General features: G+C 69.8%; 10 protein-coding genes and 1 pseudogene. All 11 read right to left on the bottom strand.

All coding sequences use genetic code 11. The features are described 5' to 3' along the window. Window positions 1-198: 198 nt before the first annotated feature. The 11 genes and pseudogenes from GGR66_RS03365 to GGR66_RS03415 all read right to left on the bottom strand — a co-directional run bounded on the left by GGR66_RS03365 (window position 199) and on the right by GGR66_RS03415 (window position 14,682). Window positions 199-2,595, bottom strand: a complete 2,397-nt coding sequence (locus tag GGR66_RS03365) for a TonB-dependent receptor (RefSeq protein WP_184447201.1) — start codon at window positions 2,593-2,595, stop codon at window positions 199-201. 16 nt (window positions 2,596-2,611) lie between these two features. Then, entirely contained in the window at window positions 2,612-3,721 is a 1,110-nt protein-coding gene (locus tag GGR66_RS03370) for an S-(hydroxymethyl)glutathione dehydrogenase/class III alcohol dehydrogenase (protein ID WP_184447202.1), read from the bottom strand. A 54-nt stretch (window positions 3,722-3,775) separates the two neighbouring features. Then, window positions 3,776-4,789, bottom strand: coding sequence for a beta-propeller fold lactonase family protein (locus tag GGR66_RS03375; RefSeq protein ID WP_184447203.1), 1,014 nt, complete (start codon window positions 4,787-4,789; stop codon window positions 3,776-3,778). Then, window positions 4,786-5,352, bottom strand: coding sequence for a c-type cytochrome (locus tag GGR66_RS03380; RefSeq protein ID WP_184447204.1), 567 nt, complete (start codon window positions 5,350-5,352; stop codon window positions 4,786-4,788). The genes GGR66_RS03375 and GGR66_RS03380 overlap by 4 nt, the downstream gene beginning before the upstream one ends. A 77-nt stretch (window positions 5,353-5,429) precedes the next feature. Then, a pseudogene (locus GGR66_RS03385) lies at window positions 5,430-7,094 on the bottom strand (quinoprotein dehydrogenase-associated putative ABC transporter substrate-binding protein); the annotation flags it as partial. An 80-nt stretch (window positions 7,095-7,174) separates the two neighbouring features. Then, window positions 7,175-9,187, bottom strand: coding sequence for a methanol/ethanol family PQQ-dependent dehydrogenase (locus GGR66_RS03390; RefSeq protein WP_184447206.1), 2,013 nt, complete (start codon window positions 9,185-9,187; stop codon window positions 7,175-7,177). Between the two features lie 402 nt (window positions 9,188-9,589). Next, entirely contained in the window at window positions 9,590-10,228 is a 639-nt protein-coding gene (locus tag GGR66_RS03395) for an HAD family hydrolase (RefSeq protein WP_184447207.1), read from the bottom strand. Window positions 10,229-10,233: 5 nt separating this feature from the next. Beyond that, the gene (locus GGR66_RS03400; RefSeq protein ID WP_184447208.1) at window positions 10,234-10,953 is read right to left on the bottom strand and encodes a hypothetical protein; all 720 of its coding nucleotides are present in this window, start codon (window positions 10,951-10,953) and stop codon (window positions 10,234-10,236) included. After that, window positions 10,950-11,933: an alpha/beta fold hydrolase gene (locus tag GGR66_RS03405; RefSeq protein WP_184447209.1), complete on the bottom strand. Its 984-nt coding sequence runs from the start codon at window positions 11,931-11,933 to the stop codon at window positions 10,950-10,952. The genes GGR66_RS03400 and GGR66_RS03405 overlap by 4 nt, the downstream gene beginning before the upstream one ends. Before the next feature lie 33 nt (window positions 11,934-11,966). Beyond that, complete coding sequence (locus GGR66_RS03410) at window positions 11,967-12,317, bottom strand: cupin domain-containing protein (protein WP_184447210.1); 351 nt, start codon at window positions 12,315-12,317, stop codon at window positions 11,967-11,969. Between the two features lie 424 nt (window positions 12,318-12,741). Further along, the gene (locus GGR66_RS03415; protein ID WP_184447211.1) at window positions 12,742-14,682 is read right to left on the bottom strand and encodes a M1 family metallopeptidase; all 1,941 of its coding nucleotides are present in this window, start codon (window positions 14,680-14,682) and stop codon (window positions 12,742-12,744) included. Between the last annotated feature and the right edge of the window lie 77 nt (window positions 14,683-14,759).

The raw sequence follows: 14,759 nt of genomic DNA on the forward strand, positions 1-14,759 counted from the left end.
CTATCGGAGCCAGATAGGTTCTGGCTCCGAGGTCGCGGCTGAAGCCGCTCCTACATGGGTTTCGCGCTTGGTACCGGCGCAGCGTTTCCTGTAGGAGCGGCTTCAGCCGCGACGGTCACCGGAGCCTAGCGGCTCGCGGCCACGGCAAGGCAAATGGCACGAAGTCCATCAGCGCCGACGCCAACCACGCGACGCGCGTTAGAAGCGCCAGCGCAGGCCGACCTGATACTGCCGCGGGGCGCCAGGCGCGACGAAGCGCGAGGGGCCGTCTTCGACCGCGGCGTCCTGCGGGCGTGCCAGTGCGCCGCCCGGGAACAGGTCCTCGGCGATCGCCGCGTAGGTTTCGTAGCGGCGGTCGAAGACGTTGTTGATCCGCAGGTACAGCGACAACCCGTCGGCCAGTTCCCAGGTGCCGTGCAGGTCGAGCAAGGCATAGCCGCCGGTGGACAGGTCGTGGCGCGCGGGCGCCTCGCCGTCCTCGGGATCCTCGACCAGGCCGTCCTCGTTGCCGCTGGCCACACGCCGCGACACCGCGCGCAGGTCCGCGCCCAGCGACAATTGCGCCAACGCCTGCCAGTCCATGCCCAGCTTCAGCGTGCTGCGCGGCAGGCCGGCGATGCGCGTGCCCGGACGCAATGTCACCGTGCGCTCGCCCGACAGCAATTCGCCGGCGCTGCGGTAGCTGGCGTCCAGGTAGCTGTAGCCGGCGAACCAGCGCAGCGCGCCGTGGCTGCCGCGGTAGCTCAGGTCGGCGCCCTGGTAGCGGGTGCGGCCGACGTTGTCGAAATAGCCCTGCTGGGAATTGGGTGCGCGCAGGAACAGGATGTCGTCGCGGTTGTCGGCGCGGTACAGCGAGGCGTTCAGCGTCTGCGCCGGCGACGGATTCCAGCGCAGGCCGACCTCGTAGGTGCGCGAGACGATCTGCTCCAGGCGCGGGTCGGCCTGCAACCCGGTCGGCAGCCGGCACGGTTGCTCCGGGTCGGCACAGCCGAGTTCGATCGCAGTCGGCGCGCGGCTGTTCTGCGAGGCCGAGGCGAAGGCGGTGAAGCCGCTGCCCAGGCGCTGGGTGATGCCCAGCGAGGGATTGGCCTTGGCGAACACGAAGCGCTCGCGCGGCAGCACGCCATCGTCGCCGGTGGACAAGGTATTGGCGACGGCGACGCGGTTCCAGCGCAGCGCGGCGTTGAGATGGGTGGCATCGCCCAGTTCCCAGGTATCGGCAGCGAACAGGCCCAGGGTGCTGCTGCGGCCGTCGACGCCGGAGAAGAACGCCCGCTCCTCGCCCGGATCGGCGACCACCGACCGGTCGTCCTGCACGAACGCGTCCTGCTCGTACTGGCGGTAGCGCACGCGGTTACGGTCGTAGGTGGCGCCGATGCTCAGCGCGTGCGCGCCGGCCTGGTGGCTGAAGTTCAGCGCCACGCCCTCGGCGTGCTGGCGCATCTGCGTGGTGTTGAGCACGCCGCTGTGCAACGCGTCGGCATCGGCGCGCGAGACCGCGCAGCCCGCATCCCGCGGCGTGCCGTCGGCGGCGTAGCCGTCGGCGCAGTCGTCGACGAATGCCTCGTAGTCGTCGTTGATGTCGCCATTGACGGTGTCGCGGCGCCCCTGGCGGTAGTAGGCCAGCAGGTGCAGCGCAGTGCGTTCGTCGAAGCGATGGTCGAACTGCCCGGTCAGCAGCGTGTTGCGGTTGCGGGTCAGGTCCGGCGAGGTGTAGACCGCGGCGCGGTCGGCTTCGTACAACCCGGGTTCGGCGCCCTCGTCGGTGTAGCGATGGCTGGGCAGCAGGCCGTTGCCGACCAGGCGGCTGCGCCCGTGCAGCAGCGACACGTCCCAGTCCGTGCTGTCGCCCTGCCGGCCGAGCTTGCCGAACACGGTGCCCAGGCGGCCGGCGGAGGCGTCGCGCCAGCCGTTCTCGTCGAAGCCGGTGACCGCGACGAAGGCATGCAGGCCGTCGCGGCCGGCGTAGCCGTACGACGCATCCAGACGCTTGCGCGCGCCGCTGCCCATCGACAGGTCGGCGCGCAGGCCCGGTGCGGTCAGGCCGGACTGGGTGGTGAAGGCCAGCGCGCCGCCCAGCGTGTTGGGACCGAACAGCGGGTTGGAACCCGGCATCAGCGCCACGCTGCGGATGGCCGCCTCCGGCATCATGTCCCAACTGACGATGTCGGCGAACGGCTCGTTCATGCGCACGCCGTCCATGTACACCGACACGCCCTGCGAGGCACCCGGCAGCGCCGAGGCGCGGAAGCCGCGGAAGGTCAGATCGGTCTGGAACGGGCTGCCCTGCACCTCGTTGGTGTCCACGCCGTTCATCTCGCGCAGCAGGAAGTCGGTGAGGTTGCCGGCCTGGCTACGCGCGATGTCGTCGGCATTGGCGGTCTGCACCGTGTACGGCAACAGGTCGGCATCGATGAGCGTGCCGGGAATCGGCGTGGCGGTGACCTCGACCCGGTCCAGCGCGGTGATCTGCGCATCGTCGGCGTTGACCGTGGTTTGCGCGCGCGCGGGTGCGGCGAGCAGGCCGATGGCGGTGGCGACGGCCAGCGCGAGCAGGTTTGCCGACGGGAGGCTGCGTCCGTGGATGCGGGTCATGCCAACTCCTTGCGTGTCAGTAAAGAACGATCGATTTGATGCCACGGCCGGCGCGCATGGTCTCGAAGCCGCGATTGATGTGGTCCAGCGGCAGGGTTTCGCTGATCAGTTCGTCGATGCGGATCTCGCCGGCCAGGTAGCGCTCGGCGTACGCGGGCAATTCGCTGCGGCCCTTGACCCCGCCGAACGCGCTGCCGCGCCAGGCGCGGCCGGTGACCAGTTGCAGCGGGCGCGTGCTGATCTCCTGCGCGCTCGGCGCCACGCCGAGGATGATGCTTTCGCCCCAGCCCTTGTGGCAGCACTCCAGCGCCGCGCGCATCGCGCGCACATCGCCCACGCAGGCGAAACTGTGGTCCGCGCCGCCGTCGGTGAGGTCGACGATGACCTGCTGCACCGGTGCGCCGAAATCCTTCGGGTCCAGGCAGTCGGTGGCGCCCAGCGCGCGCGCCAGCGGGAACTTGTCGCGGTTGATGTCGACCACGATGATGCGTTCGGCGCGCGCCATCACCGCGCCCTGCACCACCGACAGGCCGATGCCGCCGAGCCCGAATACCGCCACGCTCTCGCCCGGACGCACCCGCGCGGTGTTGAGCACCGCGCCGATGCCGGTGGTGACCGTGCAGCCGAGCAGGCAGACCTTGTCCAGCGGCGCGGCCGGATGGATCCTGGCCACCGCGATCTCCGGCAGCACGGTGTATTCGGCGAAGGTGCTGGTGCCCATGTAGTGCAGTAGCGGGCGCCCGTGCAGCGAGAAGCGGCTGCTGCCGTCGGGCATCAGCCCGCGCTCCTGGCTGCTGCGGATCGCCTGGCACAGGTTGGTGCGGTTGGAACGGCAGTACTTGCACACGCCGCATTCGGGCATGTACAGCGGGATCACGTGATCGCCCGGACGCACGCTGCTGACGCCGATACCGATCTCCTCGACCACGCCGGCGCCTTCCTGGCCCAGGATCACCGGGAACGCCGCCTCGGCATCGACGCCGGACAAGGCGATCTCGTCGCTGTGGCAGATGCCGCTGGCGACCATGCGCACCAGCACCTCGCCGGCCTTGGGCGGCTGCAGATCCACCTCCTCGATGGCCAGCGGCTGGTTCGCCGCCCAGGCGACCGCGGCTCGCGTCTTCATTCCGGCTCTCCCCGCCTCCCCGTCGCGGCGCCCGCTGGCGCCGCTCGCCTCACGTCATTGCGCCACGACCACACCCCACGGCATCTCGCCCACCGCGATCTGCTTGATCTCCTTCATCGCCGCCGTGTCGATCACGCTGACGCTGTTGGAACGGCCGTTGGCCACGTACAGCTTCTTGCCGTCCGCACTCAGCGCCGGATTCCACGGGCGCTGCCCGACCGGGATCTCCGCCAACGCACGGCGCGCGGCCGGGTCGATCACGCTGACCGTGCCGGCACCGTTGGACGCGTACACGCGGCTGCCGTCACGGGCGATGGCGATGCCGGCGGTACGCTGCCCCGCCTGGATACTGGCCACGCGCTTGCGTGCGGCCAGGTCGATCACGTCGACCACGTTGGCCGCTTCCTGCGCCACATAGGCCGTCTTGCCGTCGGGCGCGAACGCCATGCCGCGCGGATGCCCGCTGGTGGCGATGACGCCGGTGGAGGTGCCGGCCTTGACGTCGATCACGTCCAGGTCGTTGGAGCCTTCGTTGCTGGTCAGCAACAGCGCGCCGTCCGGGGTATAGACGCAATGTTCCGGGGCCTGCCCGCGGGTGGCGATATGCGCGCCGATCGCGAAACTGGCCGGATCGATCAGCATCACCTGGTTCTGCCCTTCCACGCACACCGCCAGCTGGCGGCCATCCGGCGCCACGGCGACGCCTTCGGCGTTCTCGCCGATGTCGACGCTGCGCAGCACGCGGTCCTGCACGGTATCCAGTTCCAGCAGGCGATGACCCTGCGCGTCGATGACGTACAGATGCCCGGCCGGTCCCGGCACCACCTGCTGCAGGCGCTTGCCGAGCTGGCCCTGCGCCGACAGCGTGCGCACCACGCGATCGCTTCCGGTGTCGATCACCGAGATGGTGCCGCTGCGCTGGTTCGGCACGTAGGCCAGGGCCGCGGCGCTGGGCGCGGGCGCAGGCGCCGCGGCGTCGGTGCCTGCGGCCGGTGCCGACGTGCGCTGGCAGGCCGCGGCGACCAGCGACAGCGCGACGACGGCGGACAGACGCCACGCGTTCCTCATTGCGTGGCGCCTGCCGTCTTGTTGATGGAATGGATGAAGGCCAGCAGCTTCTCGGTATCGCCAGGCTTGAGCACCGGCCCGAACGGCGGCATCTGCCCGACCACCTTCTCGTGGCCGATCCGGGTCTTGCCGTGCGCGGTCATGCCGGCGGTGCCTTCGGTGATCAGCGCGCGCAAGGTGTCGTCATCGTTGCCATACACCCAGATGTCGTTGGTCAGCGGCGGGCACATGCCACCACCACCGGTGCCGCCGTGGCAGGCGGTGCAGCCCGCGGAATTGAAGATCGCCTTGCCTTCGGCGACCAGCTCCGGGGTGACCTTGACCGGCGGCCCCTTCGGAATCGGCGTCACCGCCGCAGCGGGTGCCGGTGCGGCGGCGGCGGGTGCGGGCGCGGCTGCCGCCGGTGCGGAGGCCGGTGCAGACGCGGGCGCCGGTGCAGGCGTGGCCGCCGGCGCGGGCGGCGTTTCCTGCTTGCCGCAGGCGGCCAGCAGCAGGAGCGAGGCGAACAGGGACAGGGGCAGCAGCGCGGAGACGGCGCGACGACGGATGGAAGCAGGACGCATGGGGACAACACCTTTGCGGAATGCACGATGGGAAGAGCAGGCCGCGCGAGCGGCATGTGCGGGACGACAGGAAGCGGTCATTGCGTGCGTCGGTGCTGGGCCTCCGTCAGCAGGTGGGCGAGTTCGGCATTGCCGCGCTGCTGGGCCAGCGCCGCCGGGGTCTTGCCATCGGCATCGCGCGTATCGGCGCTGGCGCCGGCGGCGAGCAGGCGCCGGGCGCTGTCCTCGCGCCCGGCCGCGGCGGCCAGCATCAACGGCGTGACGCCGGCGCGGTTCGCACGGTCGGCGTCGGCGCCGCGCTTGAGCAGCAGGTCGAGGATCTTCGGATCGTTGCGCGCCACCGCGAACATCACCGGGGTGAAGCCGGCCGGGTTGGCGCGACGCACGCTGGCGCCAGCGTCGAGCAATGCCTGCACCAGGTCGGCATCGGCGTAGGAGATCGCCAGGTCCAGCGGCGTCCAGCCATCGGTGGACACCGCATCGACCTTGGCGCCATGCGCCAGCAACTGCGCGGCGCTCTTGCCGTCGTTGGACCAGGCCGCCTTCATCAGCGGCGTCCAGCCACTGCTGTCGTGGCTTTCGACCTTGGCACCGGCCGCCAGCAGCTCGCCGACCAACAGCGGCGCCTGGTTGCGGATTGCCTGCTGCAGCGGCGGCTCGCCGAGCAGGTTGGGTTTGTCGGCGCTGGCGCCATGGCGCAGCAGCCAGGCCACGCGCACGCCGTCGCCGGCATCCAGCGCGTGCGCCAGCTCCTCGTTGGGATCGGCACCGCCGGCGATGCGCAACTGCAGTTGCGCCAGCATGTCCGACGAGGCCTGCGCGCTCGGCGTGTCGTCCTGGTCGGCGGGCGCCGCATAGGGGCCGTGCGAGCGCAGGTCGCCGGCGACGATGCAATCGGCGCAGGCCACCAGCGGCACGTGGTAGTCGCGCAGGATCGCGTCGATCTTGCCGGCGCTGCGCTGCATCGCCTCATTCAGCGCATCGCGCAGTGCCGCGTTCTTGCGCGACACCGCCCACGCCATCGAATACTCCAGCACCTCGTTGTCGATGACGTTCAACGGCACCACGCCGAGGCCGCCGCGCGCGGCGTAGTAGCCGGCCACCGGGCCCCAGGATTCGGCGGCATCGAGCTTGCCGGCGGCGACCTGCTCGGCGAGCTTGCCGGGATGCTCCTGCGGCGCGCTGGCCGAGTCATAGAACAGGTACTGCACCTCGCCCTGCACGCCATGGTCGAACAGCGCCTGCCGCGCCGGCGAACTCTGGAACACGCCGACCTTGAGTTTCTTCAACGCCGGATCGTCCAGCGAGGCCGGGCGCAGTGCCAGGCCCTTGCGGGTGACCAGCACATAGGTGGAGCGATACAGCGGGCGCGTGGGCAGGCCCATCTCGAAATCGCTGTTCATGTCCATCAGCACGTCGCAACGCCCGGCGTTGATCGTGCTGCGCGCCAGGCCGCGCTGGTAATAGCTGCGCCATTCGTACTCCAGGCGCCGGCCCATCTCCGCGGCCACCACCTGGGCGATCTTGTTCTGGAACCCCTCGCCTGCGCGATCGGACAACGGCATGTTGCCGGGATCGGCGCAAACCCGCAGCACCGGCGCATTGGCCGGCAGCGTGGCGGCGGGCGCGGCGGAGGCCGGCGCCGCAGTGGCGGCTGGGGCAGCAGGAGCGCGAGCCGTCGCGGACGACGGCTCGCGCGTGCAACCTGCGGCGACGAGTCCGAGGCTGCACAACAGCAACACGGCGCGCGCGCCCGCAGGCAGGCGCCACGAGCCGGGCGCCATGCGGCACCCGCTCGTACCCTGGACGCGGCGCCGCCGGCTCATCGCACCGTCTTGGCGGCGACTGCCGCGCTACCGCCGCCGGCAGCCGCCGTGGCGGTCGCGGTAGGCGTGACGGTCTTGCCGGCGCCGTCGATGCGGAAGGTGTGCACCATGCCGCCCAACGGGATCTTGTCGAAGCCATTGCTGAAGGCCAGGCCGGCGGCACCCAGCGCGCCGTACGGATCGCCCGGATCCAGACCGGCAGCGACCGGCAGGCCGATCCAGCCGCCGATGCCCGAGAACACCGCCACGTACTGGTGGCCGTTGGCCTTGTAGGCGATCGGGTTGCCGATGATGCCCGAGGGCAGCTTGGTCTCCCACAGCTTCTTGCCGGTGTCCTTGTCCACGGCGCGGAACCAGCCGTCGAGCGTGCCGTAGAACACCAGCCCGCCGTCGGTGACCAGGGTACCGCTCCACACCGGGAACTTCTCCTTGATCTCCCACTTGGACTTGCCTTCGACCACGTCGAACGCCTTGACGATGCCCAGCGCGCCCGGCTCGTTCGGCTTCATCATCACGTTGGCGAACACGTACGGCAGGCCCATCATGGTGTTGCCGCGCTCCTGCGGGTCCAGCTCCATGTGCCAGTTGTTGGTGCCGCAGAAGAACACCGCCGAGTTGGCCGGATCCACCGAGCACGGCTGCTGGTCCTTGCCGCCCATCGCCGACGGGAACGCTTCGACCTTGCGGCCGCGTTCCAGCGGCGAATGCGCCGCGACCTTGACCGGGCGCCCGGTCTTCATGTCGATGCGCTCGGCCCAGTTGGCCGGCACGAACTTGTTGGCGCGCAGCAGCGTGCCGTCGCGGCGATCGAGCACGTAGGCGAAGCCGTTGCGATCGAACTGCACCACCGAGGGCACCTGCTTGCCGTCGATGGTCAGGTCCACCAGGATCGGCTCGTTGATGCCGTCGTAGTCCCATTGGTCGAACGGGGTCTTCTGGTAGCCCCATACCGCTTCGCCGGTATCGATCTTGCGGGCGAACAGGGTCATCGACCACTTGTTGTCGTACTCGCCGCTGTCGCATTCCTTCTGCGTGGTCTTGCCGCAGCGGTACGACGGGCTCCACAGGCCGGGATTGCCGGTGCCGTAGTAGACCAGCTTGAGTTTCGGGTCGTAGCTGTACCAGCCCCACGCCGCACCGCCGCCGCGCTTCCAGCCTTCGTCCGGATAGGTCTTCTGGCCGAGGTCGCCGAGCTGGCCGTGCTGTGGATTGGCCTTGTTGAAGTCCGGGCCGAGGCAGATGTCCTTGTCGGTACCGGTGGCTTCGCAGGACCAGGCCTGCTTGCCGTCGGCCAGCGCATACGCGGCGACGCGGCCGCGCACGCCGAACTCGTTGCCGCTGATGCCGGCCACGACCTTGCCGTCGGCGATGATCGGGGCCATGGTGATGGTCTCGCCCTTCTCGGGATAGGCGAGCTTCTGCTTCCACACTTCCTTGCCGGTCTTGGCATCGAGCGCGATCACGTCGCCGCTGAGGCTGCCGAACACCAGCTTGCCGTCGGCATAGGAGGCGCCGCGGTTGACCGTGTCGCAGCAGGCCACCGCCACCGCGCGCTCATCCTGCTGCGGGGTGTACTTCCACAGCACCTTGCCGTTGTCTTCCTGCGACAGGTCGATCGCGAACACGTTGTTCGGATACGCGCTGACCATGTACATGGTGCTGCCGATCACAAGCGGCTGGCCTTCGTGACCGCGGGTGGCGTCGGTCTTCATCTCCCACGACATCTTCAGGTTCTTGACGTTGTCGCGATTGATCTCGGCCAAGGGGCTGTGCCGGTTCAGGCCGAAGTCGCGACCGATGCCACCCCAGTTGTCGGGGTTGGCGGCATTGGTGGCGAACTCGCTGTCGGTATCGGCGACCGCGGCCGGCGCGGCGGCCGGCGGTTGCTGTGCGGCGGCCGGTGCGGCTGGTGCCGGGGCCTCTTCCTGCTTCTTGCAACCCGCCAGCGCCAACGCAGTGGCCAGCGCGAGCAACGTACAAGCCCGGGTACGACGTGAATGACTGTGCATCGTTCTACTCCCCTCGTTGAAGAGCCGCGACAGCTGCACCTGGGTCGGCGTGTGCCACGGAACCTGAAGCGTGGGTGTCTACGAGCAACGTCCATGCCATCGCACCGCTGCGATGCAACATCCCTTGACGTACGGATCACAACGTCGGTTGTCGTCCCAGAGACGCGCGTCGTCACGGTCGCAGGCGTCCCGAGAACGTGACACTTTGTGCCATGCCGTTGCATCGTGATTGGCGCAGTATGGGCACACTCACCGGTGGCACACCCTGCGCCATCGGCGCGCTTGCCGCACAGGTGCAGGCGCACGGGGACGCGCGGAAGGCGCGTGCATTCGGCATGCATGCGCCGGTACGCGGCATGAAAGATGGGTGGGCGCGGCGGCCGTCAGCCGCCGCGTGCAGCATCAGTGCGGCTGCGGTCCGACGTGGTCCTGCCACCACGCCAGCAGCGCGGCGCAATCGGCGAAATGCAGATCGGCCAGCGCCGGCCAGGGGTTCTCCGGGTGCAGCAGCACGGTGGTGGCACCGGCGTGGCGCCCGCACTGCAAGTCGTAGGCGTGGTCGCCGACCATCGCCAGCGCCTGCGGTGCCACGCCCCAGTGTTCGGCCAGCTGCAGCAGGCCGCCCGGATGCGGCTTGGGCGGGGCCTCGTCGCGGCCGAGGATGGTCACTTCCTCGAACAGGTCGTCGACCTCGATCTCTTCCAGGGTCAGCTGCGCCAGTTCGCGGGCATTGCGGGTGAGCACCGCCAGCCGGCAATCGGCCGCATGCAGGGTGCGCAGCAGCGCCGGCGCGCCGTTGGCCGCGGTGGCCTCCTGGGCCAGTACGCGCTCGTGCTCCAGCAGCCAGGCATGCTTGCTGGCACGCTGCGCGTCCGGCAGTGCCGCCAGGTGCTGCAGGATGTCGGCCTGCGGCGGGATCTGCAGTTCGCGGCGGATCAGCGCGAAATCGTGCACGGCGCGGGTGAGGGTGCCATCCATGTCGAACACCCAGTGGCGCACCTGGCACAGCGCCTCGGCCGGCGGGGGCGTGGCGGCATGCATCGCGTTCAATCCCAGCCCGGCATCTGCGAACCGTCCAGGCCGCCGGTCTCGAACACCGCGGTGCGGGTGCCGCCGGCCTTCACCGGGAAGGTGATCTGCAGCACCGTGGTCTTGCGCGCCAGCTTCCACAGCGCCTTGTCGTCGCTGATGAACATGGCGATGGCCTCGTCGGTCTTGGGCCGCCAGGCCGCGGCCGCGTGCGGCGGCGCGTCGTCGGCCTTCAGTTCCACCTTGCAGCCGCCGGCGCAGCGGAAATCGCCGGACTGCAGCACCAGGTAAGCGCTGCGCTTCCATTCCGGGTGGTCGCGGAACACCAGTTGCACCGGCTTGGGCCCGCTGCCGTCCACGTCGACCTTGTCGCGGCTGTACAGCATCGCCGAGCGCTGCACGCCCTTGCCGGCCGGCACCTGCGAGTACTGCCAGGCGGCCTGCATGCGGCGCAGCTCGCGCGCCGCCTCGCCCTTGGCCTTGACCTCGGCGTAGCCGGGCTGGATGCGCTCGGCCGCGTCCGACCCGGGATACTGCTGCAGCAGCGCCGCGCCGTGGATCCGCGCCAGGTCCCAGTTACCCGACTTCACCGCGGCATCGTATTGCTTGGCCAGGTCGTCGGCGGCCTGCGCCTTGGCCTGCGCTTCGGCCGCGGCCTGCGCCTTGCGCTCGGCCTCGTGATCGCCGCAAGCGGCCAGGGCGACGGCGCACAGCGCGCCGAGCAGGATGCGTTTCATCGTGGGGTTCCTCGTTGGATCAGGGTGTCGATGGCCTGCGCGACCTCGGCCGGCTTCTCGACGATGGACATGTGGCCGCTGCCGTCCAGCAGCACCTGGATCGCCTGCGGCAGGCGTTGCGCGTACAGCGCCAGCGCGCTGGCGTCGATCACCGCGTCCTGCACGCAATTCAGCAGCAGCGCCGGCTGGCGGATGTGCGCGGCTTCCTCGAACGGCAGGAACGCCTCCTCGCCACGACCGATGCGCGCCAGCACCTGCTGTTCGAACGCGGCCTCGCGGCGGCGCCAGGCCACCACCGCCGGCACCGCCCAGCGCGGGATGCGCGGCTTGGCGCGTTCGAGCAGGAACACGGTGTCGATGTAGCGCTGCAACGACGCCGCATCGTGCACCGCGAACGGATTGTGCCCGTCCAGCACCGCCTGGCCGAACGCGTTGTCGGCGAAGCGCACGCCGGCGGCGTTGAACAGGCCGACCCGGTCGAACACCGCCGGATGGCGCGCCGCGGCCAGCGCGGCGATGCCGCCGCCCATCGAATGCCCGAGCAGCACGCATTCGCTGCCGGCACGACGCGCGCACTGCGCGGCGAACGCGGCCACGCGCTCGGCCTGCGCGACGAAGCCGTAGTCCTGCCCGGCGATGCGCTGGCTCTCGGCCCAGCCGGGCAGATCCGGGATCACCAGGTGATAGCGCGTGCCCAGCGCGCGCGCCAGCGGCAGCCAGTTCTCCTTGCTGCCGGTGAAGCCATGCACCAGCAGCAGGGTCGGCGCGGCGGGATCGACGGCGGCGCGCACCAGATAGGTCCAGGTGTGCCCGGCGACCTGCGCCTGGCGCCGCTGCAGTCCGCTGCCACGGCGCTGGCGCAGGCTCTCCAGGCGCACCAGCAGGAACGGATCGCGCAGCACCAGCAGCACGCCGATCACCACTGCCACCACCAGCAGGATGCCGGCGAGCAGCAACCAGGCCATCGTCAGCACCAGCACGGCGACACCGGAAGGCGAATACGGATCATGCGCTCAGACCACCACGTCGGCTTCGCCGAGATGCAGCGCCAGCCACACGGTCGGCTGCCCGGGATCGGTGAAGGTCACCCGATGCGGCGTATCGGCCGGGATGAACAGATGGTCGCCCGGCGCCAGCGCGACCTCGCGCTCGCACAGCGCCACCCGCGCACGACCGCGCAGCACCAGCACCCATTCGTCGTGCGCCTGCAGGTAGGGCGTGTCCTGCGGCGTGGTCTGCCCGTGCGAGACGATGCGCTCGACGCGGCAACCGGAGCGCCGCAGCAGTTCGGTGAAGATTTCGCCACCGCGGGCATCGGGCAATTCGGCCAGCAAGGAGCCGGACAGGGCGTGAGCGTCAGTCATCTCTGCATTGCCTCCGCAGGCGCGAGCGGGTCCGCTCGCATCGGCGATGGCAGTGTCCTGCCAGGGCGATGGCGCTTGCTGCGACGACCGGGGCGGCGGTGGCGAACGATGTCATGCACGCATGGACCGAGGACCATCGGGACTGCCGAGGATATCGCGAATGCGTGGCAGCGGGTCGTGCACGCCCGCGACGGTGCGTGTGGAAAAAGTTAAGCACGATGGGACAGGCACGCGCTTCATGCAGGCAGCGCATGCGACGGCGCGCAGGGCGACATCGTGCAACGCGCGCGACCAAGCGCCGCCGAAGCGTTCGCCTCCGCCCCACACAGCACACTCACCGCAACAGGCCGGCCGCACAAACGCACACGGCGCCGGGATCGCTCCCGGCGCCGTGTGCGCGGTCTTTCGCAGGTGGCGGCGCGCGTCAGTGTGCGGTGCTGCCGGCCTTGGCCTTGTCCAGCATCTCCTGCACCGACACCGTGGTGATCGGGTGGTAGCCCGGCTTGGCCTTGGCGAACACCTCCTCGGCGAAGGCCAACCCGTCCGGCGTCTTCACCAGTTCGGCGTAGATCGGCAGGATCAGCTTGCGGCGGCCGACGCGGGCGATGAACTCGCCGGCGGCCGGGCGCGCGTCCACGTAGCCGCTGCGGATCGCCAGCGGATACCAGCGCATGGCGATCTCGCCGTTGGCGGTGCCGGTGAAGTGGTAGGCGTCGTCGAGCTGCTTGAGCTGCGCCGGGGTCAGTTTCTCGCCCAGGCCGCTGAGGAAGCGCGTCCACTCCTGGGTGCTCCAGGCATCGGTGACCTGCTTGCCCGGCAGGGTGCCGCTGCCGGTCCAGGCGATGCGCGCGGTATCGACCATGGCGAAGTTGCGCGAGCGCGCCTTCTGCGCGAACGCCGGAATGCCCGGCTCGTCCAGCCACGCATGCAGTTCCTGCGCGGTCACCGCGTCGGGCTTCTTGGCCAGCAGGTGGGTCTTCAGGTACGCGACGAACTGGTCGGTGTTGGCGCTCTGGAACGCGTGGTCGTCGAACCAGCCGCGCAGGAACGGATCGAAGGTGTCGCGGCCGAAGCGCTGCTCCAGGAACTGCAGGAACCACGCGCCCTTGACGTAGGCGACCTGGCTCAACGCCTCGTCCGGATCGCGCTCGGTCAGCGCCGGCAACGCCAGCGCCTGGTCGGCCGGGCTCATGCCCTTCAATTCGGCCAGCAGGTCGGTCTGGTCGATCTCGCGCTCCATCTCCGCCGCTTCGGGGCCGTACAGCGCCTCGGTGATGCGCGCCTGCACGTAGGTGGTGAAGCCCTCGTTGAGCCAGATGTCCTTCCAGCTGGCGTTGGTCACCAGGTTGCCGGACCAGCTATGCGCCAGTTCGTGCGCGATCAGCGACACCAGCGACTTGTCGCCGACGATCACCGTCGGCGTGGCGAAGGTCAGGCGCGGATTCTCCATGCCGCCGAACGGGAACGACGGCGGCAGCACCAGCATGTCGTAGCGGCCCCAGCGGTACGGACCGTACAGCGTCTCGGCGGCCACGATCATCTTCTCGGTGTCCTCGAACTCCTTGGCCGCCTTGTCGACCATCGCCGGCTCGGCCCACACGCCCGAGCGCGCCGAGATCGGCTTGAACACCAGGTCGCCGGCGGCGATGGCCAGCAGGTAGGACGGGATCGGCTGCGGCATCTTGAAGCGGTAGTCGCCGTTGCGCACCGCCTTGGGATCGTTGTCGGCGCTCATCAGCACCATCACGTCCGGACGCGAGACCACATGCGCGCTGTAGGTGAAGCGCACGCTCGGGGTGTCCTGCAGCGGCACCCACGAACGCGCGTGGATCGCCTGCGACTGGCTGAACATGAAGGGCAGCTTCTTGCCCTCGGTCATCGACGGCTCCAGCCACTGCAGGCCCGAGGCGGTCGGTGCGGTGTGGTAGGTGATGCTGATCTTCTGCGGCTGCGTGGGCGCCTCGATGGTCAGCTTGCTGCCGTAGATCTTGTCGGCCGGCGCCAGCGCGTACTGCAGCGGCGCGCCCTGGCCCTTGCCGTCGTCGGCCTGCACCTTTTCGATGGTCAGGTCGCGGGTATCCAGCACCAGTTGCTTGGCGCTCTTGTCCTTCCAGTCCAGCGTGTAGGTGGCGGTACCACCGATCTGCTTGCTGTCGAAATCCAGCTTCAGATCCAGCGCCAGATCCTTGATCACGACCTTGGACGGCTCGGCGTAGGAGGTCTCGTCGTGGCTGCGATCGGCCGGCTTGGCCGCGGCGGGCGCCGGCTTGGCGGCAGGTGCGGCCGCATCGGGCGCGGACGCTTCACGGGAACACCCGGACGCGATCACCGCGGCCAGGGACAACAACAGGAACGGGGAACGCATGGCAGACAGCACCGGTTCGGGGAAACCCGAAGTTTACCGGAAGGCCGGGATTGGGGATTCGGGAGTGGGGATTCGCA

The sequence above is a fragment of the Xanthomonas sp. 3498 genome, from assembly GCF_014199795.1.
In the GTDB taxonomy this organism is placed as follows: Bacteria; Pseudomonadota; Gammaproteobacteria; order Xanthomonadales; family Xanthomonadaceae; genus Xanthomonas_A; species Xanthomonas_A rydalmerensis.